22 protein-coding genes are annotated in these 19,951 nt (G+C 58.1%); 13 read left to right on the plus strand and 9 right to left on the minus strand.

The genetic code is table 11. The annotated features are described in order from the left end of the window. Positions 1-250: 250 nt before the first annotated feature. On the minus strand, positions 251-1,534 hold the full coding sequence (locus IB144_RS13875; protein WP_002903724.1) for an MFS transporter: 1,284 nt from the start codon (positions 1,532-1,534) through the stop codon (positions 251-253). Between the two features lie 113 nt (positions 1,535-1,647). Then, positions 1,648-2,010: a YnfA family protein gene (locus IB144_RS13880; protein WP_004219442.1), complete on the minus strand. Its 363-nt coding sequence runs from the start codon at positions 2,008-2,010 to the stop codon at positions 1,648-1,650. 118 nt (positions 2,011-2,128) lie between these two features. On the opposite strand from IB144_RS13880, the gene IB144_RS13885 reads away from it, so the two are divergent. Together IB144_RS13885 and speG are read left to right on the plus strand one after the other, a co-directional pair. Then, positions 2,129-2,470 (plus strand): DUF1283 family protein, encoded by a 342-nt coding sequence (locus IB144_RS13885; protein ID WP_002903720.1) that lies wholly within the window; start codon positions 2,129-2,131, stop codon positions 2,468-2,470. A gap of 78 nt (positions 2,471-2,548) precedes the next feature. Next, positions 2,549-3,109 (plus strand): spermidine N1-acetyltransferase, encoded by a 561-nt coding sequence (gene speG, locus IB144_RS13890; protein WP_002903719.1) that lies wholly within the window; start codon positions 2,549-2,551, stop codon positions 3,107-3,109. On the opposite strand, the gene IB144_RS13895 is transcribed toward speG, so the two are convergent. After that, positions 3,103-3,813, minus strand: a complete 711-nt coding sequence (locus IB144_RS13895) for a YnfC family lipoprotein (RefSeq protein WP_023282549.1) — start codon at positions 3,811-3,813, stop codon at positions 3,103-3,105. The two genes, speG and IB144_RS13895, sit on opposite strands and share 7 nt — an antisense overlap. 101 nt (positions 3,814-3,914) lie before the next feature. Here IB144_RS13895 and IB144_RS13900 point away from each other — a divergent pair, with 101 nt between their 5' ends. The 6 genes from IB144_RS13900 (at position 3,915) to clcB (ending at position 10,336) form a co-directional block, all read left to right on the plus strand. Beyond that, a complete protein-coding gene (locus IB144_RS13900; RefSeq protein WP_002903714.1) occupies positions 3,915-4,184 on the plus strand; it encodes a DUF1161 domain-containing protein in 270 nt (89 codons plus the stop codon). A gap of 150 nt (positions 4,185-4,334) precedes the next feature. Further along, entirely contained in the window at positions 4,335-6,770 is a 2,436-nt protein-coding gene (gene ynfE, locus IB144_RS13905; RefSeq protein ID WP_023282548.1) for a selenate/tellurate reductase subunit YnfE, read from the plus strand. Between the two features lie 10 nt (positions 6,771-6,780). Then, complete coding sequence (locus IB144_RS13910) at positions 6,781-7,398, plus strand: DMSO/selenate family reductase complex B subunit (protein WP_004152235.1); 618 nt, start codon at positions 6,781-6,783, stop codon at positions 7,396-7,398. Position 7,399: 1 nt separating this feature from the next. After that, complete coding sequence (locus tag IB144_RS13915) at positions 7,400-8,257, plus strand: DmsC/YnfH family molybdoenzyme membrane anchor subunit (protein WP_002903710.1); 858 nt, start codon at positions 7,400-7,402, stop codon at positions 8,255-8,257. A 41-nt stretch (positions 8,258-8,298) separates the two neighbouring features. Continuing rightward, entirely contained in the window at positions 8,299-8,907 is a 609-nt protein-coding gene (gene dmsD / locus IB144_RS13920; protein WP_004209765.1) for a Tat proofreading chaperone DmsD, read from the plus strand. A gap of 133 nt (positions 8,908-9,040) precedes the next feature. Next, a complete protein-coding gene (gene clcB / locus IB144_RS13925) occupies positions 9,041-10,336 on the plus strand; it encodes a voltage-gated ClC-type chloride channel ClcB (protein WP_004148305.1) in 1,296 nt (431 codons plus the stop codon). Here clcB and bioD read toward each other — a convergent pair. From bioD to IB144_RS13940, 3 genes are all read right to left on the minus strand, one after another. Next, the gene (gene bioD / locus IB144_RS13930; RefSeq protein WP_065888651.1) at positions 10,289-10,984 is read right to left on the minus strand and encodes a dethiobiotin synthase; all 696 of its coding nucleotides are present in this window, start codon (positions 10,982-10,984) and stop codon (positions 10,289-10,291) included. The genes clcB and bioD overlap by 48 nt on opposite strands. A 127-nt stretch (positions 10,985-11,111) precedes the next feature. Further along, the gene (gene mlc, locus IB144_RS13935; RefSeq protein ID WP_065888654.1) at positions 11,112-12,332 is read right to left on the minus strand and encodes a sugar metabolism global transcriptional regulator Mlc; all 1,221 of its coding nucleotides are present in this window, start codon (positions 12,330-12,332) and stop codon (positions 11,112-11,114) included. 123 nt (positions 12,333-12,455) lie between these two features. Further along, positions 12,456-13,358 carry a LysR family transcriptional regulator gene (locus tag IB144_RS13940; protein WP_002903700.1) on the minus strand — a complete coding sequence of 301 codons (903 nt, stop codon included), beginning with the start codon at positions 13,356-13,358 and terminating at the stop codon, positions 12,456-12,458. A gap of 130 nt (positions 13,359-13,488) precedes the next feature. On the opposite strand from IB144_RS13940, the gene IB144_RS13945 reads away from it, so the two are divergent. After that, complete coding sequence (locus tag IB144_RS13945; protein WP_002903698.1) at positions 13,489-14,739, plus strand: MFS transporter; 1,251 nt, start codon at positions 13,489-13,491, stop codon at positions 14,737-14,739. A 30-nt stretch (positions 14,740-14,769) separates the two neighbouring features. On the opposite strand, the gene IB144_RS13950 is transcribed toward IB144_RS13945, so the two are convergent. Continuing rightward, positions 14,770-14,862 (minus strand): hypothetical protein, encoded by a 93-nt coding sequence (locus tag IB144_RS13950; protein ID WP_004206050.1) that lies wholly within the window; start codon positions 14,860-14,862, stop codon positions 14,770-14,772. Between the two features lie 216 nt (positions 14,863-15,078). On the opposite strand from IB144_RS13950, the gene IB144_RS13955 reads away from it, so the two are divergent. From IB144_RS13955 to IB144_RS13970, 4 genes are all read left to right on the plus strand, one after another. Continuing rightward, positions 15,079-16,566, plus strand: a complete 1,488-nt coding sequence (locus IB144_RS13955) for a carboxypeptidase M32 (RefSeq protein WP_002903695.1) — start codon at positions 15,079-15,081, stop codon at positions 16,564-16,566. A gap of 164 nt (positions 16,567-16,730) precedes the next feature. Then, positions 16,731-17,150 carry an acid resistance repetitive basic protein Asr gene (asr, locus tag IB144_RS13960; protein WP_002903693.1) on the plus strand — a complete coding sequence of 140 codons (420 nt, stop codon included), beginning with the start codon at positions 16,731-16,733 and terminating at the stop codon, positions 17,148-17,150. Between the two features lie 938 nt (positions 17,151-18,088). Next, entirely contained in the window at positions 18,089-18,901 is an 813-nt protein-coding gene (locus IB144_RS13965) for a serine protease (RefSeq protein WP_002903687.1), read from the plus strand. A 13-nt stretch (positions 18,902-18,914) separates the two neighbouring features. Further along, positions 18,915-19,031, plus strand: a complete 117-nt coding sequence (locus IB144_RS13970) for a hypothetical protein (protein WP_002903685.1) — start codon at positions 18,915-18,917, stop codon at positions 19,029-19,031. Positions 19,032-19,074: 43 nt separating this feature from the next. Here the strand turns inward: IB144_RS13970 and kpnF are convergent, their stop codons facing one another. Next, on the minus strand, positions 19,075-19,404 hold the full coding sequence (kpnF, locus tag IB144_RS13975; protein ID WP_002903683.1) for a multidrug efflux SMR transporter subunit KpnF: 330 nt from the start codon (positions 19,402-19,404) through the stop codon (positions 19,075-19,077). After that, on the minus strand, positions 19,391-19,753 hold the full coding sequence (gene kpnE / locus IB144_RS13980) for a multidrug efflux SMR transporter subunit KpnE (RefSeq protein WP_149358941.1): 363 nt from the start codon (positions 19,751-19,753) through the stop codon (positions 19,391-19,393). The genes kpnF and kpnE overlap by 14 nt, the downstream gene beginning before the upstream one ends. Positions 19,754-19,951 lie beyond the last annotated feature (198 nt).

Here is a 19,951-nt window from a genome sequence, read left to right on the forward strand (position 1 = left end):
GTTATGTAGCCCATCAACCATTCTCGGGGAGAACTCTCGAGGAGAATGCCTTTGTGCCTCAACCATCTCACGCAATTGGTATAACATCTTTGATTTCTGTCAACTACCATACAAGAAGATCTTGCGTGATAAAGCACGGGGCACGAGGCTGCAATCGCCGCAGTGACAGGATAGCGCAGGTAACGGGAGGAGAAGAACATGGCGGCCGCGCGTCCCTGCGGGCCTGCTGTTGACGAATCGCCGAGCGTTGCTAATCGATGCGAGTTTTGACGATAAAGAAGTAGCACAGCGCCCCGGCAAAGGTCACCCCGGCGGCGATCACCAGCGCCAGATTGAAAGAGTGAGTCGTATCCACTACCCAGCCGGTCACGATCGGCGCGAAGGAGGCAAACACAAAGCTGCCGAAGTTCTGGATCGCCGCCACCGAAGCCACTTTATGCTCCGCCACCATTACCTGCACCAGCCCCCAGGCGGACGTCCCGGCAAAATGAACGCAAAACAGCGCCATGGAGATAAAAGCCACCGCCTGGGCTGGCGTGGACGATTGCACCACCAGCAAGGTGCCCAGCGCCGACAGCACCAGACCGATAACAATCGCCGTTTTGCGGGTTTTCGCCTGATCGTAGCCTCTGCGCGCCAGGGCATCGACCACCAGGCCGTTGACCCACATCCCCACCGCCGCGGCAAGAAACGGGATCGCCGCCACCCAGCCGGTACGGGCCAGGCTTAACCCCTGCTGCGCCTGCAAATAGCCGGGTAACCAGGCGATATACAGCCAGCCGGTGTAGTTCACACCGGAAAAGCCGAGGATCATCCCCCAGGTAGTCCGCCGTTTAAACAGAGCCAGCCATTCGCTAAACTTCAGCGCCGGGCGGGCCGCCTCCTCACTGGCCAGATACTGCTGCTCCTCCTCCTGCAGGGTAAACTGCCGACGGTTACGGTAGCCCACATACCAGCACAGGCCGACCACGATCCCGGCTAAACCAATCACCACAAACATCGTTCGCCAACCCCAGGCCAACTGCATGATGACCAGGGCCGGCGGGGCGATAGCCTGGCCCAGCACCGTCGAGGAGTTGAATATTCCCACCGCCGTGCCGCGCTCTCTTTGCGCATACCAGTCGTTGATCGATTTCACGCCGGCTGGCATAAACGGCGCTTCGCCGATCCCGAGGCCAATGCGCAGCAGAATAAAATGCGAGAACGAATTGACCATCCCGGTCAGGGCCTGCATCGCGGACCAGAAAATCAGCCCGGCGCCCAGCACAATCCGTGGTCCCAGGCGATCCAACAAAATACCGGAGGGCAGTTGCGCGAAGCCGTAGGAGAGCGAAAAGGCGGAGAGCAGCACCCCAAACTCGGTGGCGCTAAGGCCCAGGTCGGCGCGTATCGCCTCCCCGGCGACGCTCAGCGAAGAGCGGTCAAGAAAGTTGACGATACCGGCGATAAACAGCAGCGTCAGGGTGATCTTCTGCACCCGACGGATGCGTAACGGCGTCGCCCCGGTCCGGGCGGCAAGAGTCTCGATAGCCATCGTTGTTCCTTACAGAGTCATATGAAATAGGATGTCTGATAAGTAAGGCAACAGGTCGACTACCATACAAGAATTAGGGTTGAAAAAAGCGGCAGGGATCACACATGACGGGCTTAGGCCCGTCCCCACCCCGCCACGATGATTAGCATGCCGCACAGGGCGATGGCCGCGCCCGCCCAGTCATAATGGGTTAATTTGACCCCATCAACGACCCGCAGCCAGAGCAATGCGGTACAAACGTACACCCCACCGTAGGCGGCATATACCCGCCCGCTGGCGGCCGGATGGAGCGTCAGGAGCCAGACGAATAGCGCCAGCGCCAGGGCGGTGGGGATCAGCAGCAGCGGCGTTGCCCCGCGCTTGAGCCATAGCCACGGTAGATAACAGCCGACGATTTCACACAGAGCGGTAGCAAAGAACAGCAGCGTTGTTTTGAGCATTAAAAGATTCGTAAAAGAGACAAAGCGTTGAACCATTCTACGTGATAATAGCTTCTGCCCCACGCTGTTTTGCCGGCTATGCCCGACAAAAGAGCTGTAGTAAGCTGTAGTAAACTGAATCTGAGGGTTAACCCATCACTTAAAGGAAATCGTGATGAACATGACACTGAACAAACGCTGGTGCCTGACCGCCATTCTGGCGTTAAGCGCTGTGGTCTACACCTCCAGCTCCTATGCCGCCACCGACCGGCTGGTGATTGAATCTGGCGACAGCGCGCAGAGCCGTCAGCAGGCGTCGATGGAAAAAGAGCAATGGAACGACACCCGCAGCCTGCGCCAGAAGGTGAACAAACGGGCGGAAAAAGAGTGGGATAAAGCCGATGTCGCTTTCGACGCGCAGGATAACTGCCAGAAGAGCGCCAACGTCAATGCCTACTGGGAGCCAAACACCCTGCGCTGTCTTGACCGTCGCACCGGCCGTGCGATAAATCCCTGAGCCGCTCCCAGACCACGCTGGCGCCTGCGGGCGCCGCCTTTCTGTAATCCCTTTTCCGTTTTGACCACAGGAATCTCCATGACCGACGCGCTACACGTCAAACTCCGCCCGCTTGAGCGCGAAGATTTGCGCTTCGTCCACCAGCTCGATAACAACGCCAGCGTCATGCGCTACTGGTTTGAAGAGCCGTACGAGGCCTTCGTTGAGCTCTCCGATCTGTACGACAAACATATTCACGATCAAAGCGAGCGCCGCTTTGTCATCGAATGCAATGGCGATAAAGCCGGACTGGTGGAGCTGGTTGAAATCAACCATGTGCACCGCCGGGCCGAGTTCCAGATCATCATCTCCCCCGACTTCCAGGGAAAAGGTCTCGCCACCCGCGCCGCACGCCTGGCGATGGACTATGGCTTTACCGTGCTCAATCTGTATAAGCTGTATTTAATCGTTGATAAAGAGAATGAAAAAGCGATCCATATTTACCGCAAGCTCGGCTTTATGGTCGAGGGTGAACTGATCCATGAGTTTTTCATTAACGGCGAGTACCGCAACACCATCCGCATGTGCCTGTTCCAGCACCAGTATCTGGCCGAGCACAAAACGCCCGGGCCGTCCCTGCTGAAGCCGACGGCTCAGTAATAATCGATACGGTTTTTAATGGTGTAGTGGCGGGTCAGCGGCGGCTGGACGCTTTCATCGACCACCTGCAGCTCACAGCTCAGCGGATTGTCGTGATCGTCGTAGTCGCAGGTCTGACGCACCGTGCCCAGCGTGCGATCGTTGAAGGTGCTGATGGCGGTATAGTCCAATTTCTTACGCGGATCCTTTGACGGCGTTGAGGCGACGGTAAATCGCTCCTCTTTGGCGGTGGTGGTTTTTCCCAGCGGATAGCCATCGCTGTCATAGCGGTAGGTGGCGGTGGTCTCTTTGCCGCGTGCGCTGATAATAAAACCGTTATCATCCGTCTCCCAACTCACCCCGGCGGCAGGCATCTCCGCCAGCTGACACTTGCCCTGCAGGCGCAGCCGCTTCTCGTGGGTGCGCCCGTCGACGTAATAGTTGGCGTCCAGCAGCAGCGTGGCGCCGGTTTTGTTCTCCACATCTTCCAGGGTCAGCAGATCGAAACACCCTTCCCTGGAGAGCTGAGCGCTCACCTTCTTGACCACCACATCGTGTTCATCCAGCAGCGTCTGGCTAAAATCTTTCACCGGCCCGCGCAGGGGATCAAACTCAAACTCATTGGAAAAACTCGCCATCTCCGGGGTGAAGGCGTCCGGGGCGCTTTTACGGTCGCATGCCGTCAGCAGCAGCGCTGCCGGGATCAGCCAATACAATCTTTTCACAGACGATTCCTTTTGTGTACATCCGATCATATTAGCAAATACAATTGTTTACACCAGTTCTGCTATGCTTAAATCTGGATAACATCGATAAGGAGCGTAAGATGAAACTATCCCTCTGCACCGGCGCTGCGCTACTGCTGTGCTCCACGGCCGTACTGGCGGCTCCCGACTCCTGTGAACGGGTCAAAAGCGACATCCAGCAGAAGATCATCAACAATGGCGTACCGGAAACCGCCTTCAGCCTGGCCATTGTGCCAAACGATCAGGCAGACCAGCCCGGGGTTCAGGTGGTCGGTCATTGCGCCAACGACACCTTCAAAATCACCTATACGCGTAACAGCGACAGTCCCGCCGAAAACGACGCTCAGTAAGCCCTCTTCGGTTTCAAATGAAAGATCTTATCCCTGCATTGACCAGGGATAAGGTCTACTGGCTACCCATAACGTATTATCGCTCACCCCTGCGTCTGTTAATGGCACAGCGGCCCTTCTCCGTACAACATAACGATCATGGAGTGAGCAATGTCGAATCAGGAATCTCCCGGCGGCGTCAGCCGACGCGCGCTACTCAAATCCACAGCCCTCGGTTCCCTGGCGCTGGCCGCCGGCGGGCTGACCCTGCCCTTTACGCTGCGCCGCGCCGCGGCGGCGGTACAACAGGCTACCGGCGACAACACCCGCATTGTCTGGGGCGCCTGCTCGGTTAACTGCGGCAGCCGCTGCGCCCTGCGGCTGCACGTGCGTAATGATGAAGTGGTTTACGTCGAAACGGATAATACCGGCGACGACCGCTACGGCGACCATCAGGTCCGCGCCTGCCTGCGCGGGCGTTCGATTCGCCGGCGCATTAATCATCCGGATCGCCTTAACTATCCCATGAAGCGCGTCGGCAAGCGCGGAGAAGGCAAATTTGTCCGCATCAGCTGGCAGGAGGCGCTGGATACCCTCGCCGACCGCCTGAAGAGCGTGGTAGCACAGTATGGCAACGAAGCCGTATACATTAACTACTCTTCAGGGATCGTCGGCGGCAACATCACCCGTTCGTCGCCTTCCGCGTCGCCGGTGGCGCGTTTAATGAACTGCTACGGCGGCTCGCTTAACCAGTACGGTACCTACAGTACTGCGCAGATTGCCTGCGCCATGCCCTACACCTACGGCAGTAACGACGGCAACAGCACCTCGGATATTGAAAACAGCAAGCTGGTGGTGATGTTCGGCAACAATCCGGCGGAGACCCGGATGAGCGGCGGCGGCATTACCTGGTATCTGGAGCAGGCCCGCGAGCGCTCTAACGCGCGAATGATCGTCATCGATCCGCGCTACACCGATACCGCCGCCGGTCGGGAAGATGAGTGGATCCCCATTCGCCCCGGCACCGACGCCGCGCTGGTGGCCGGTATCGCCTGGGTGTTGATTAACGAAGATCTGGTGGACCAGCCTTTCCTTGATAAATACTGCGTTGGCTACGACGAGAAAACGCTCCCGGCCGGGGCGCCGGCGAATGGTCATTACAAAGCCTATATCCTCGGCGAGGGCGACGACGGGATCGCTAAAACGCCGCAGTGGGCCTCGCGTATTACCGGTATCCCCACCGATCGCATCATTAAGCTGGCGCGCGAAATCGGCATGAGCAAGCCGGCCTACATTTGCCAGGGCTGGGGGCCCCAGCGCCAGGCCAACGGCGAACTCACCGCCCGGGCGATCGCCATGTTGCCGATCTTAACCGGCAACGTCGGCATCAACGGCGGCAATAGCGGCGCCCGCGAATCAACCTACACCATCACCATTGAGCGCCTGCCGGTACTGGAAAACCCGGTGAAGACCGCCATCTCCTGCTTTACCTGGACCGACGCCATCGCGCGCGGTCCAGAGATGACCGCCAGCCGCGATGGCGTACGCGGAAAAGAGAAGCTGGATGTGCCGATCAAGTTCCTGTGGAACTACGCGGGCAACACCATCATCAACCAGCACTCCGACATCAATAAGACCCACGAAATTCTGCAGGATGAAAGCAAGTGCGAAACCATTGTGGTTATCGACAACTTTATGACCTCGTCGGCGAAATACGCCGACCTGCTGCTGCCCGACCTGATGACCGTTGAGCAGGAGGATATCATTCCTAACGATTACGCCGGCAATATGGGCTATCTGATTTTTATTCAGCCCGCCACCTCAGCGAAGTTCGAACGCAAACCGATTTACTGGATCCTAAGCGAAGTGGCGAAACGGCTCGGCGACGACGTGCATCAACGTTTTACCGAGGGGCGTACCCAGGAACAGTGGCTGCAGTATCTGTACGCCAAAATGGTGGCGAAAGATCCGGCGCTGCCGGCCTACGAGGATCTGAAGCGAATGGGCATCTACAAGCGCAAAGACCCGAACGGCCACTTCGTCGCCTATCGCGACTTCCGGCGCGATCCTGAAGCGCATCCGCTCAAAACCCCGTCCGGCAAAATTGAAATCTACTCCAGCCGACTCGCAGAGATTGCCGCCCGCTGGCAGCTTGAGAAAGACGAAGTTATCAGCCCGCTGCCGGTCTACGCCTCCACATTTGAAGGCTGGGACGATCCGCTGCGCAGCCAGTATCCGCTGCAGCTGTTTGGTTTCCACTATAAAGCGCGCACCCATTCCAGCTACGGCAACGTTGATGTATTACAAGCGGCCTGTCGCCAGGAAGTATGGATCAATCCGCTTGACGCGGAAAAACGCGGGATTAAAAACGGCGATATGGTGCGCGTTTTTAATCAGCGCGGCGAAGTCCGTCTTCCGGCGAAAGTGACGCCACGCATCATGCCGGGGGTCTCGGCGATGGGCCAGGGCGCCTGGCACGACGCCAATATGACCGGAGATCGGATCGACCATGGCGCCTGCATGAATACCCTGACCACCCACCGCCCGTCGCCGCTGGCGAAGGGGAATCCACAGCATACCAACCTGGTCGATATCGAGAAGGTTTAAGGAGTAAACCATGAGCACGCAATATGGATTCTTTATCGACTCCGCTCGCTGTACCGGATGCAAAACCTGCGAGCTGGCCTGTAAGGACTACAAGAACCTGACTCCGGAGGTCAGCTTCCGCCGGATCTATGAGTATGCCGGCGGCGACTGGCAGGAGGACAACGGCGTCTGGCAGCAGAACGTGTTTGCCTATTACCTCTCCATCGCCTGTAACCACTGTGAAGATCCGGCCTGCACCAAGGTCTGTCCGAGCGGCGCGATGCATAAGCGCGAAGACGGTTTTGTGGTGGTCAACGAAGAGGTATGCATTGGCTGCCGCTACTGCCATATGGCCTGCCCGTACGGCGCCCCGCAGTATAACGCCGACAAAGGCCATATGACCAAATGCGATGGCTGTCACGAGCGCGTCGCCGAGGGGAAAAAGCCGATCTGCGTCGAGTCCTGCCCGCTGCGGGCGTTGGATTTCGGGCCAATTGCCGAACTGCGCGCTAAGCACGGCCAGCTGGCCGCGGTAGCGCCGCTGCCGTCGGCGCACTTTACCCGGCCGAGTATCGTTATCAAACCTAACGCCAATGCCCGGCCGTGTGGCGATACCACCGGTTACCTGGCGAACCCGAAGGAGGTGTGAGATGGGAAACGGATGGCATGAATGGCCGCTGGTGCTGTTTACGGTGCTGGGTCAGTGCGTGGTCGGCGCGACCATCGTCAGCGGTCTTGGCTGGCTGGCGCTGGGGGACCAACGGGAAGCCCGGCGGCGGCTGGTGCGCAATATGTTTTTTATCTGGCTGTTGATGGGCATTGGTTTTCTTGCTTCGGTGATGCATCTCGGTTCACCGCTGCGCGCGTTTAACTCGCTGAACCGCATCGGCGCCTCGGCGCTGAGCAACGAAATCGCCAGCGGCGCTCTGTTCTTCGCCGTGGGCGGATTCTGGTGGCTGCTGGCGGTGCTGGAAAAAATGCCGGCGACGCTGGGTAAAGTCTGGCTGGCGATCGCCATGCTGTTAGGGCTGCTGTTTGTCCTCGCAATGACCCGGGTTTACCAAATCAATACCGTGCCAACATGGTACAATGGCTACACCACCAGCGCGTTCTTTCTGACGGTGCTCCTCAGCGGGCCGCTGTTTGCCGCCCTGCTGCTGCGGCTGGCGAAAGTCGACTTTAACGGCTGGTTTTTTGCCGGACTGAGCGTGGCCGCGCTGGTCATCAGCGCCGCAGTTATCATTATGCAAAGCGCCGGGCTCAGTACCCTTCACAGCTCGGTTCAGCAGGCGGCCACCCTGCTGCCAGATTATGGCAAACTCCAGGCGCTACGCCTGGTACTGCTGGCGCTGGGCCTCGGCTGCTGGCTATGTCCGCTGATCCGCCGCCAGCCGCCGCGCGCTACGGGGCTGCTGATCGGCCTGCTGCTGGTCTTGATCGCCGAATGTATTGGCCGCGGCCTGTTTTATGGTCTGCATATGACCGTCGGTATGGCGGTTGCCGGTTAATGAGACGGCGCGCAGGCGCGCGCCGCAGAAAGGAATAAGTGATGATGCCGATCCCAAATCGCGACGCCGTCGCGTTAAGCGCCCGCACCCTGGGCGCGCTGTTCTCTTATGCGCCGAATAGCGCGGAAATTGCGCCGCTGGTCGCCGCCTTCCAGGACGGGAGCTGGCAGCAGCAGTGGCCCTTCCCGGTCGCAGCCCCGCTGGCGTCAGGGTTTGCCGCATCGGCTGAAGAAACGTTGCCGGAAGCCTGGCAGCGCCTGTTTATCGGGCCATGGGCCCTGCCGGCGCCGCCCTGGGGCTCTGTCTGGCTGGATAAAGAGTCTGTGCTGTTTGGCGATTCCACGCTGGCTCTGCGCCAGTGGATGCGCGAGAACGGTATCGCGTTGGAGGCCGATGGCAACGAACCGGAAGATCATTTCGGCACCGTGCTACTCCTGGCGGCATGGTTGTGCGAAACGGAGCAGGATGCGTTGTTCGCTCAACTGCTGGCCTGGCACCTGCTGCCGTGGTCCGGGCGTTTCCTGAGCGTCTTTGTCGACCATGCCGCCCACCCCTTCTATCAGGCGCTGGGTCAGCTGGCGCAGGCGACTCTGGCGCAGTGGCAGGAGAATCTGCCGATCGCCGTGGCGCAAAAACCGCTCTATCGTTAACCCTTCGCCGCGCCGGTATCCGGCGCGGTTTTATTTTGCCGCTTTCCAGCCTTTCACCCGCACTTATCGCTTTTGCATCTAAGGTTATTCCCTATCACAATAAGCCAATGTTTTCCGAACCTCGCCGTGACTAATGCATCGTCTTCATCCCTATCCTGATGTGCAGGTGATGTTTCGCCGCCTGCTGATCGCCACCCTGATTGGCCTTCTCGCCGCCCTGGCGGTGGCGCTGTTTCGCCACGCTATGGTGGTTCTGGAAACGCTGTTGCTCAGTAATGACAGCGGGAGCCTGGTCAACGCCGCACAGTCGCTGCCGGCGTGGCGTCGGCTGGTTACCCCCGCGCTGGGCGGCCTGACGGCGGGAACCTTACTCTGGCTCTGGCAACGACGCAGCGTCGCGCGTCCGCATGCCGCCACCGATTATATGGAAGCCCTGGAGACCGGCGACGGCTGTTTCGATACGCCGGCAAGCCTGGTGAAATCGCTGGCGTCATTGCTGGTCGTGGTGACCGGCAGCGCGATTGGCCGGGAAGGCGCCATGATCCTGCTGGCCGCGCTGGCGGCCTCGCTGTTTGCCCGTCGCTTCACGCCGCAGAGTGAATGGAAGCTATGGGTCGCCTGCGGCGCGGCTGCCGGGATGGCCAGCGCCTATCATGCCCCGCTGGCCGGCAGCCTGTTTATTGCTGAAATTCTCTTTGGTACGCTGATGCTGGCCTCGCTTGGGCCGGTGGTGATCTCGGCGGTGATCGCCCTGCTGTTGACGCAGTTTCTTAATGGCGGCGCCGCGCCGCTGTATCACGTCGTGTTACAGCAAAACCTCAGCGCCCTGCACTATGGCTTAATGCTGGCGACTGGCCTGCTGGCCGGGCTGTGCGGGCCGCTGTTTATCTGGCTGATGGACTACAGCCACCGCGGGTTCGTTAAACTAAAGCTGGCGCCGCCGTGGCAGCTGGCGCTGGGCGGGCTAATTGTCGGCGGCTTATCGCTCATCACCCCGGCAGTATGGGGCAACGGCTACAGCGTAGTGCAAAGCTATTTGCTGCTGCCGCCGTCCGGTGCGCTGCTGGTGGGCGTATTTATCTGCAAACTGCTGGCGGTGCTGGCCAGCAGCGGCTCCGGCGCGCCTGGCGGGGTCTTCACCCCGACGCTGTTTGTCGGCCTGGCGATGGGCATGCTGTTTGCCTGCTTCAGCAGGCTGTGGCTACCGGGAAGTGAAGAAATGGCCATCATGATGGGTCTGACCGGCATGGCGGCGTTTCTGGCCGCCACGACCCATGCGCCGATCATGTCAACCCTGATGATTTGCGAGATGACCGGGCAGTATACGCTGCTGCCCGGTCTGCTGATAACCTGCGTCGTGTCGTCTGTGCTGTCGCGGACGTTACGCCGGGATTCGATCTATCGCCATCACGTTGCCGAGCATGTCTAAGTCGACGTAGCGGCTCAGCTCACGCTGTTCGGCGCGCGGTAGATAAGGCAGCTCGCCGATCAGCGGCGCCGGCAGCTTTTTGCTGAGGACATCGATGATTTCGGCGTAGTGCGCCAGACCGGGGTTGATCCGATTGGCCACCCAGCCAATCAGCGGTAAACCGTCATTGGCGATCGCCTGGGCTGTCAGTAGCGCATGGTTGATGCACCCCTCCTGGATCCCCACCACCATCAGCACTGGGAGCTGCTCCTGAACCACCCACTCGGAGAGCGGCCGCAGGTCGTTCATCAGGCTGCGCCAGCCGCCGGTGCCTTCAACCACCACGTGTTCGGCCTGCGCGGCCAGACGCTGCAAACCATCGGACAGCAGACCGTAGTTGATCGGGCAGCTATGCGCCACGCTGCTCTCGTCTTCGCTTAAGGCGATGGGGTTGACAGCCTCATAGGGTAACGCCAGCGTGGAGACGCTCTGCAACACCAGCGCATCTTTGTTACGTAAACCGTCCGGCGTCCCTTTGCTGCCCTTCGCCACAGGCTTATACCCGGCCACGCTTTTGCCTCTGGCAGCAAGTGCCTGCAACAGCGCACGGGAAACCACTGTCTTCCCGACAGAGGTGTCTGTACCTGTAATAAAGAAACGCTTAAACATCACTAACCCCACAGTTTTGTCGATGAAATATACGGGAGAGAAATAATCAACGGTGGGCAAAGTCTACGTGAAGCCGTCTGAGGTCAGCTTGAGATAGCGCAATTTTTGGTGTGACTATGAAAAAATGTTAACCCTGTAACAGTCGTATGAGTAAGGATCCGTTATAGAGCGCATCTTTGACCAGCGCCGCGCCAGCCATCGTTCCGCGGTTGGAGAACTGAGTACTTTCAACGGTAATATGCCGGCTATAGGCTGGGAGAGATTGTTGCCGAATACAGCTGGAAATTGCCGGAAAAAGAATTTCTGCCGCCAGATTGAACGGCGAGCCAATCAGAATTTTCTGCGGATTAAACAGATTGACCATGATCGCCAGAATCCGCCCAACGTGATTACCCACGCCGCTGATGATGTCCCGGGCTAACAAATCGCCCTGCAGCGCCGCCTGACAAAGCCACTCCACGCTCAGCGGACGCTGGTGCAGCAGCGAGCTCATCGACTGCGCCATGCGCATCTGCGCCAGCTCCAGCACGCTTTCTACGCTGGCAATTGTCTCCAGGCAACCATGGTTGCCGCAGTAACAGCGTTTGCCGTAGGGATCGACCTGGGTATGGCCAATCTCCACCAGGCTGCTGCTGCCGGCGTGCAGCAGGCGCCCATCGGTGATCACCCCGGCGCCGACGTTATGATCGATGACCACCTGAATGACGTCCCGGGCGCCGCGCGAGGCGCCAAACAAAGATTCCGCCATAGTCCAGGCGCTGATGTCATGCTGAATATAGACTGGCACCCCGGTATGATTGGCCAGCGCTTCGCCGAGCGGGACATCTTTAACATCCTTATAAAACGGCATGCGATGAATAATGCCATTTTCGGTATCGATAATACCGGGCATCGTCATGGCGATGGAGGTAAGGCGTTCCAGCTTCTTTTGATGGCGAATAAAGAAGCGATCAATATGGTCGATAACGCGCGTCAGAAACGGCGTGCTGTCGGTGAGCACCAGCTCCAGCTGATCCTCCACCACCAGCTGACTGCTTAAATCACGCAGCGAAAGATGGATCTCACCGCGGCTGATGCGCACCGCCAGATAGTGCCATGCCTCGGTCTCCACCATCAGCCCCACCGCCGGGCGGCCGCGGCTGCCGGGCTCCTGGATCTCGGTCTCCTGAACCAGATGCGCTTCCAGCATTTCGCGGACGATTTTGGTGATGCTGGCCGGCGCCAGTTGCGCAAATCGGGAAAGGTCGATACGCGATACCGGGCCGAGCTGATCAATCAGGCGATACACGGCGCCCGCATTGGTCTGCTTTATTTGATCGATATGGCCTGGTTGACTATCCGCTACCACCATTGACTCCCTTATTTTCGCGCTTCGAAATAAACTTTCGGCTATGGTGAAGCACTTCGACGGTGAACGTCAAATTTTTACTTAGCCTTGTGATTTACCGCACATTTCCAGCCCCTTTTCGCCTCAATTATGCTCGCTTTTCCAGGAGAGCAGCGCCTCACGAAAGCGTTTTGCCAGTGCCCCTTGCTCATGGTGTTTAGACCACACCAGCCACATCTCCGATACCGCATCCTGTTCGTCGATCGGCAGCCAGCGCATTTCACTGAGCTGGACGCGCTGAAAGGAGGCCGGGAGGATCGATACCCCCAGGCCCGCGGCCACCAGACCAATAATCGTCATTGCCTCCCCCACCTCCTGGGCAATCTTCGGCGTGTGGCCGTAGCGGCGCAGCAAGCCGAGGATGTCGTCATACAGGCCAGTGCCGACGTGCGGGTCGAAAAAGACGAAGGGCTCGCGCGCCAGCGCCGCCAGGCTGACCGAGGGCTGGCGGGCCAGCGGGTGATTCGCCGGGACCATCGCCAACAGCGGCTCGCGCAGAACCCGCTCCCACGCCAGGGTGTCCGGCAGTTGAGTATTGCGCAGCAGCCCCAAATCCAGAGCCCCTTCGCTCAGGGGCACTATCTGTTCGCGGGTGTTAGTCTCGCGGGTGAGAATATGCACATCCGGAAGGCGTTGGCGAAACATCGATAGCGTATCGGAGACGGCCTTAATAAAAGGGGCCGAGGAGGTAAAGCCGATGCGCAGCTCACCCGTTTCGCCATGGTGTAGACGGGCGGCGCGAGCAGCCGCCTCATCTACCTGGGCGAGGATTTGTCGGCTATCGGCGAGAAACTGCTTTCCGGCCGCAGTCAGGCTGACGCTGCGGTTGGTACGGGCAAACAGGCGAGCGCCGGTCTGCTGCTCAAGGATCTGAATCTGCTGGCTTAGCGGTGGTTGAGAGATGTTCAGTCGCGCCGCGGCGCGGCCAAAATGTAGCTCCTCAGCGACGGCGACAAAGTAGCGCAAATGACGCAACTCGATATTCATATTTAAAACGTCTTATTTGAGATTATTAATATATTAGACAGAATATTTACATTTTCATACCCTAAAAATGTGAGCTGAATGGTCACAACACTCTGTTGGTAAGCAGCAACTTCTACGCAAGGAATTCTCTGTGAGTCGTACAACAACCGTTGACACCGTGCCGGCGGGCGAGGTCAGCGTCGCTGGTGCATCCCGCCCGGATCCGTTTATTAAGCGTGGCACCCCGCAGTTTATGCGCGTCACTCTCGCGCTGTTCTCCGCCGGTCTGGCCACCTTTGCCCTGCTCTACTGTGTGCAGCCGATCCTGCCGGTGCTGTCGAACGAGTTTGGCGTGTCGCCGGCCAGCAGCAGTATTTCGCTTTCAATTTCCACGGCGATGTTGGCGGTGGGCTTGCTGTTTACCGGCCCGCTGTCGGACGCTATAGGCCGCAAGCCGGTGATGGTCACCGCCCTGCTGCTGGCCGCCTGCTGTTCACTGTTGTCGACTATGATGACCAGCTGGCACGGCATCCTGATTATGCGCGCGCTCATCGGCCTGTCGCTGAGCGGCGTAGCGGCGGTCGGCATGACCTATCTGAGCGAGGAGATCCACCCCAGTTTCGTCGCCTTTTCGATGGGACTCTATATCAGCGGCAACTCCATCGGCGGCATGAGCGGCCGCTTGCTGACCGGGGTCTTTACCGATTTCTTCGGCTGGCGCGTGGCGCTGGCGGCGATCAGCGGCTTTGCGCTGGCCGCGGCGATTATGTTCTGGCGTATCCTGCCCGAGTCGCGCCATTTCCGCCCGACCTCGCTGCGACCGAAAACGCTGCTGATTAACTTCCGTCTGCACTGGCGCGACCGTGGCCTGCCGCTGCTGTTCATCGAAGGTTTTCTGCTGATGGGCGCTTTTGTCACCCTGTTTAACTATATTGGCTACCGGCTGATGATGTCGCCGTGGTCGTTAAGCCAGGCGGTGGTAGGCCTGCTGTCGGTAGCTTATCTCACCGGGACCTGGAGTTCACCGAAGGCAGGGGCCATGACCGTACGCTTTGGCCGCGGGCCGGTGATGCTTGGCTTTACAGCGGTGATGCTCTGCGGCCTGCTGCTGACGCTCTTTTCTTCCCTGTGGCTTATTTTCATCGGCATGCTGCTGTTTTCCGCTGGCTTCTTCGCCGCGCATTCCGTCGCCAGCAGCTGGATTGGCCCACGCGCCCGCCGCGCCCGCGGTCAGGCGTCATCGCTGTATTTGTTCAGCTATTATTTGGGTTCAAGTCTTGCCGGGACGTTAGGCGGGGTATTCTGGCATCACTACGGCTGGAACGGCGTCGGTGGGTTTATCGCGCTGCTGCTCCTTGCCGCGCTGTTGACCGGCACCTGCTTACATCAGCGACTGAAATAGTCGCGTGTGACGTGGCCTGCGGGCCACGTTTCACCACATGCCCATTATGGAAGACAAGCCCATCAGCTCTCTGACGGCATCAACGGACAGCAGTGCAATAAACAGCCAGGTGAACGGATTCATAAACCACCCCCGAACCTCCAGACCTGTGTAATCGATCACAGTTTAGTACCGATATGTTACCGTTTTCTGTCACACCGATCACAGAGGTGAGCTTATTCTCCCGCCATGTGTCTTTCCCTTCCCCTGTGCGCAACGCTCGACCCGCCGGGCGTATCAGGATAGTGTAGAGGCAAAGCGATAATCTCTTTATTCACCTGTCACGGACCGAACGCCACTATGACTGAAAATACGCCTTATCAGCAGCTTACCCGTACCTTTCAGCGCCTGTCGCGCTTTTCGCATCTCGCCGCCATCGCCGGCTGGGATATGTTCGCGATGATGCCCCCGGGCGGGAGCGTCGCCCGCGGCGAAGCGCTGGCCGAGCTCGGCGTGCTGCAGCATCAAATCCTGACCGATAAAAAAGTGGGACAATGGTTACAGGAGGCCCGCCAGCAGGATCTTAATGATGTTGAACAGGCCAACCTGCGGGAAATGCAGCGTCAGTACGATCAGGCGGCGCTGCTGCCGGAGAGCCTGGTGGAAGCAAAATCGCTGGCCGGCAGCCGCTGCGAACATGCCTGGCGCAGCCAGCGTCCCGCCAATGACTGGACGGGCTTTGCCGACAACCTACGCGAGGTGGTCAGACTGAGCCGCCAGGAAGCGCAGATCCGCGCCGATGCCAGGGGCGGCTCACGCTACGACGCGCTGCTGGATATTTTCGAACCGGATATGACCAGCGCGCGGCTGGACAGCCTGTTCGCCGATCTCAAATCGTGGCTACCTTCCCTGCTTAGCCAGGCGGTGGAGAAGCAGGCGAAGCAGACGCTAATCGCCCCGCAGGGGCCTTTCCCCATTGCTGAACAACGGGAGCTGGGCCTGCAGGCGATGCGCATTCTTGGCTTTGACTTCGACGGCGGGCGCCTCGACATCAGCGCCCACCCGTTCTGCGGCGGCGTACCCCAGGATGTGCGCATCACCACCCGCTACAACGAAAACGACCTGCTCAGCGCTCTGTTCGGCGTGATCCACGAAACCGGCCACGCCCGCTACGAGCAGAATCTACCTCGCCCGTGGGTCGACCAGCCCGTAGGACTCGCCCGCTCCACCGCTATCCACGAGTCGCAGAGCCTGTTTTTTGAAATGCAGCTGGGACGCAGCGAGCGGTTTCTTAACCGCCTGTTACCGGCGGTGCGCGAGCGGTTTGGCGATCGGCCGGCCTTTAGCCAGGACAACTTTGTCGCCTGGAATCAGCAGGTGAAACCCGGCTTTATTCGCGTCGATGCCGATGAGGTGAGCTACCCGGCGCATGTCATCCTGCGTTATGAAATTGAACGTGCGCTGATCGACGGCGAGATTGAGGTAGATGATATCCCGTCGCTGTGGGACGAGAAAATGCAGCACTGGCTGGGGCTGTCGACCACCGGCAACTATCGGGATGGTTGCATGCAGGATATTCACTGGACCGACGGCGGATTCGGCTATTTCCCTTCCTATACCCTGGGCGCGATGTATGCCGCGCAGCTGATGGCCGCGGCCCGCCGCGCGCTGCCGACGTTAGATCGCGATATTGAGGAAGGCGATTTCAGCGCCCTGTTCGACTGGCTGCGGCAGAATATCTGGCAGCATGGCAGCCGCTTCACCACCTCGCAGTTGATTCAGCAGGCCACCGGTGAGGATCTTAATAGCCGCTACTTCCGCGAGCACCTGACCACTCGCTACCTGTAATCATACGCGCCGGGCTACCCGGCGCGTCCTGTCGTTCCTGCCTTGTACATTCGGTTACACGCCGATACCAAACACTCACGGAAAGCTCGAAAAGACAAGCATATAGTGATTTCACCGGCCCCGCAGTGGGGTTGAAATTAAGAAAACTTTTCGAGGATATCAGAATGAAAAAAGTATTAGCTCTGGTCGTTGCCGCTGCTATGGGTCTCTCTTCCGCCGCTTTCGCTGCTGACGCAGTAAGCACCACTCAGGCACCGGCTGCCACCCACAGCACGGCTGCCAAGACCACCCATCACAAAAAACACCACAAAGCCGCGGCAAAACCGGCTGCAGAGCAGAAAGCTCAGGCTGCCAAAAAACACAAAAAAGCAGAAGCTAAACCAGCCGCTGCTCAGAAAGCCCAGGCCGCTAAAAAACACAAAAAAGTAGCAGCTAAACCAGCTGCTCCGCAGAAAGCTCAGGCGGCGAAAAAGCATCACAAAGCTGCGGCTAAACCGGCAGCCCAGAAAGCGCAGGCAGCGAAAAAACACCACAAAACCACTAAACACCAGGCCGCTAAACCGACTGCACAGCCGGCAGCATAATTCCTCCCGGTGAACCAACCTTCTTAATAATCGGCGCTGTTTCAGCGCCGTTTTTTCTGGAGAGCACTATGCTGCGGCGCTATCGTTTTGAGCTCATCCTGATCCTGCTAATTATATGCGCAGTGGTTGCAACCCGTTTTTTCCTCTCTTAATTATTTATCCCGCGCTCGCATTTTGCTGCTTCTACCAGCTTTTCATTAAAATGAATACCGTGCGGCTATCGCTGACCCGCTCCCCGCTTCCCATTATCCTGTGACTCTCTGCGGCGCAAAAAAATGTCCGGCGCCAGAAGACGCCAGACATGTTAGTCGTAATATGTCGCACGCCTGGCCCTTGCCGGGTGGCGCGCCCATCACAATGCACGCACTGCTTCCATCACCAGATAGCCGGTCGCGCCCCAGATAGCGACTGAGACCAGGGAAACATAAACCAGTGCGCGAATACCTTTTTTAGACATAAGCCCTCCGAACGCAGGGGAAATAGAGTTCAGGCTATCATCGCCGGTACTACCTCTCTATTTACTCAACGGCAGGGCGACGGTAACAACGTTTTCGGTGAGAAAATGTTTCGCATTGAAAATAATTACGAGAGGCGTAAAGAAGTGCGAATTCCGGTGAAGATCTGGTGGGTAAAAGTATTATTTTTGGGCATTATGCTGACAAACCAGGAATAATCCCACGGATGAATTGCTGCATTATTAACCGAATTCAGTACGTTCTGATACATGAATTTTGTTGCGCAAGACGCCACTTTCTGCGGAAATAGCACAAGCAGAACACTGGTATTAACCGCTTGAAATCAGGAGGTTTTACCAGCGCCAGACCCCACCGCGCGCTGATGTGGTATACGGTTTGGCCTGTTTAGAATTATTGTTTACTTTCAAAAACTTAAATCTCCTGCTACTGTCAATAGACATCATAGCCTCCCCAGAGAGTGATATGCGTAGAGACGTTCTGTTATTACTGTGTTCATTTTATCTGTTACCTCTGGGCGCACATGCCGATGATAGCGGACTGAGCGCCAAAGATATTAAGACGTTGTTTTTCGGTCACGATGACCGCAAAGCGGTGAACCGCCCCGAGGAGAGTCCGTGGGACGCGATTGGCCAGCTGGAAACCGCCAGCGGCAATCTGTGTACGGCGACGCTCATCTCTCCGCATCTGGCGCTGACCGCGGGCCACTGTCTGTTAACGCCCCCGCGCGGCAAGCCGGACAAAGCGGTCGCCCTGCGCTTTATTTCCCGCAAGGGCAACTGGGTCTATGAGATCCACGGCATTGACGGGCGAGTCGATCCCAGCTTAGGCAGACGCCTGAAAGCCGATGGCGACGGCTGGATTGTCCCTTCCGCTGCAGCGCCGTCCGATTTTGGTCTGATCGTGCTGCGCTATGCTCCGTCTGGCATTACGCCGATCCCGCTCTTTCCGGGCAGCAAGGCCGATCTCACCGCCGCGCTGAAGGCGGCGGACCGTAAAGTTACCCAGTCTGGCTATCCTGAAGATCATCTCGATAATCTTTACAGCCACCAGGATTGCATCGTGACAGGGTGGGCGCAAACCAGCGTACTGTCGCATCAGTGTGACACCCTGCCTGGCGACAGCGGCTCGCCGCTGCTGCTGAAAACGGAGGACGGCTGGCAGGTGATCGCCGTGCAGAGTTCGGCCCCCGGCCCGCAGGATCGCTGGCGGGCGGACAATCGCGCCATTGCGGTGACTGGCTTTCGCGATAAGCTGGAGGCGCTTGCCGGTGAGTAATGGACCGAGGCCGGTGAAGAATATCATTATTGACATCGTCCTGGCGGAAATGATTTTCCGCCAGCCGAAAGCAGTGAACCTGCGCAGCCCTCAGCGTCACCTGACACAATTACAGCGGGGCCAGGCGTGAAGGAAGCTTCCGTTTGCCGCCTGGCTTTGCAGGCGGCGAGACGTCAGGCGAGTTTAATTAACACCATGCCGGCTACCAGCAGGATAACCCCCGCCCAGCCTTTGTTATTCAGACGCTGACCAAACAGCACCCAGCCGGCGGCGATGGTCGCCGCGATACCGAAGCCGCCCCACAGCGCATAGGCAACCGAGAGATCGATCCCTTTAACCGCCTGCGACAGGGCGCTGAACGCGCCCAATACTGCCGCCAGGGACAGAATGCCGTAGATCTTGCGGCGGAAGCCGTCGGAAAACTTCAAAAAGACGTTGGCAATAATTTCCAGCACAATGGCGATTGCCAGCCAGGCGGCGTGGATCCACTCAAACTGCTGCATGGGCCACCTCCTGCTTGGAAGACGCTTTTTTCTGGGTGCCGGACTTAATTAAGACGATCCCTATCACCAGGGTGGTCAAACCGGCTATTTTCAGCAGGGACAGACTCTCATCAAACAGCAGCACGCTGAACAGGGTAATCAGTAAAATACCGATCCCTTCCCACAACGCATAGGCCACACCGAGGGCAATCTTTTTAACCGCAAAGGCAAGAAAAATATATGACAGGACAATCATGGCCAGCATTAAAATAAAGCCGGTGTGCCCGCCGCTCACGCTTGCCCATTTCATAGACAAGGTGCCGGTAATTTCAGCAATAATTGCTAAAGCTAATAAAATCCAATAAAACATGATCCCTTCTCCTGCTTGAGAATATAATCCATTACCGTTTACGCGAGACGTAAACAGGAAAATTTCTGACGTAGATATCGCTGTGCGCTTGGCGCCAGCTCAGGCAGAAAGAAGGTGACTATAGCGCCGAATGCCAGTGCTGTTCGCCGGCAAAACGGGAAAAAGTGAGGGATACTGCGGGGTGATTTAAAATATACA

The sequence above is a fragment of the Klebsiella sp. K4 genome (assembly GCF_014596785.2).
Classification (GTDB): Bacteria; Pseudomonadota; Gammaproteobacteria; order Enterobacterales; family Enterobacteriaceae; genus Klebsiella; species Klebsiella pneumoniae.